This window comes from Mycobacterium sp. SP-6446, assembly GCF_001954045.1.
Lineage (GTDB): Bacteria > Actinomycetota > Actinomycetes > Mycobacteriales > Mycobacteriaceae > Mycobacterium.
Genome location: NZ_MBEM01000161.1, coordinates 1 through 641, shown reverse-complemented (window position 1 = coordinate 641; position 641 = coordinate 1). Strand labels below are relative to the sequence as shown.

The 641-nt window shown below is 67.4% G+C and carries 1 protein-coding gene; it reads right to left on the bottom strand.

Annotated elements, in window-relative coordinates:
* Window positions 1-641, bottom strand: a 641-nt coding sequence (locus tag A5736_RS14705; RefSeq protein ID WP_371328388.1) for a glycosyltransferase, incomplete at both ends; no start/stop codon positions are given.

The window sequence follows — 641 nt, the reverse complement described above, 5'->3', positions numbered from 1 at the left end:
CGGGCCCGGGAGACATAGTCGGAACCGAGGATCCGGTGCAGGTCGGCGGCCAGCGATTCACGGCTGGTGCTGGTAAAACGCCGCCCAGAACCAACTTTCAGACGTTTGACGTGAGAGGCCCATATCGCCTGATCGGGTGCCGTCCAGAGGATCAGCATGGGCACCCCGGCGCGCAGGCCCGCGGCAATGGTGCCCATGCCGCCGTGGTGCACGACCGCGCGGCAGGCCGGGAAGACCGCAGCATAATTCACCGCTTCCACCACCTTGACGTGGTCGGAATGGGGGACATTGCCGAAGTCACTCCAGCCGGAGCTGATCAGCGCCCGTTCGCCCAGTTGCGCGCAGGCCGCGCCGATCATGGCGACGGTGTCGGCGGGAGACTTGACCGGCGTGCTGCCGAAGCCGAAGAAAATCGGCGGTGTTCCCGCGGCGATCCACGACGCGACCTCCTCGTCGGCGTCCGTGGCCAACTCCATCGTCAGCGCGCCGACGAACGGTCGTTGGCCGTTGCAGTTCGCCCATTCGGCGGCCAGCCCCGGGAAGCAAACTTCTTCGTAGGCCTGGATTTCCAGCGATGCGCGCTCGGCGATCCGCCGCGACCACAGGCCCGCCGCCTTTGGTAGCCCGAGTTCGCGGCGCTG